The organism is Kineosporia rhizophila, from assembly GCF_021277265.1.
Lineage (GTDB): Bacteria > Actinomycetota > Actinomycetes > Actinomycetales > Kineosporiaceae > Kineosporia > Kineosporia rhizophila.
The window spans coordinates 1-906 of the sequence record NZ_JAJSOH010000073.1 but is presented as its reverse complement, the minus strand read 5'-3'; the positions used below and the strand labels follow the sequence as shown (position 1 = coordinate 906).

The window sequence follows — 906 nt, the reverse complement described above, 5'->3', positions numbered from 1 at the left end:
TGCTCCTTAGAAAGGAGGTGATCCAGCCGCACCTTCCGGTACGGCTACCTTGTTACGACTTCGTCCTAATCGCCAGTCCCACCTTCGACAGCTCCCTCCCACAAGGGGTTAGGCCACCGGCTTCGGGTGTTACCGACTTTCATGACGTGACGGGCGGTGTGTACAAGGCCCGGGAACGTATTCACCGCAGCAATGCTGATCTGCGATTACTAGCGACTCCAACTTCACGGGGTCGAGTTGCAGACCCCGATCCGAACTGAGACCAGCTTTTTGGGATTCGCTCCACCTTACGGTCTCGCAGCCCTTTGTACTGGCCATTGTAGCACGCGTGAAGCCCAAGACATAAGGGGCATGATGATTTGACGTCATCCCCACCTTCCTCCGAGTTGACCCCGGCAGTCTCCTATGAGTTCCCACCATGACGTGCTGGCAACATAGAACGAGGGTTGCGCTCGTTGCGGGACTTAACCCAACATCTCACGACACGAGCTGACGACAACCATGCACCACCTGTGAGGCGCCCTTGCGGACCCCGTGTCTCCACGAGTTTTCACCCCATGTCAAGCCTTGGTAAGGTTCTTCGCGTTGCATCGAATTAATCCGCATGCTCCGCCGCTTGTGCGGGCCCCCGTCAATTCCTTTGAGTTTTAGCCTTGCGGCCGTACTCCCCAGGCGGGGCGCTTAATGCGTTAGCTGCGGTACAGAACACGTGGAATGTGCCCCACACCTAGCGCCCAACGTTTACGGCATGGACTACCAGGGTATCTAATCCTGTTCGCTCCCCATGCTTTCGCTCCTCAGCGTCAGTTACAGCCCAGAGACCCGCCTTCGCCACCGGTGTTCCTCCTGATATCTGCGCATTTCACCGCTACACCAGGAATTCCAGTCTCCCCTACTGCACTCTAG

Annotated in this window: 1 rRNA gene; it reads right to left on the bottom strand. The window is 57.2% G+C overall.

The annotated features are described in order from the left end of the window. Positions 1-10 precede the first annotated feature (10 nt). Positions 11-906: ribosomal RNA gene (locus LWF15_RS35775) — 16S ribosomal RNA — on the bottom strand; the annotation flags it as partial.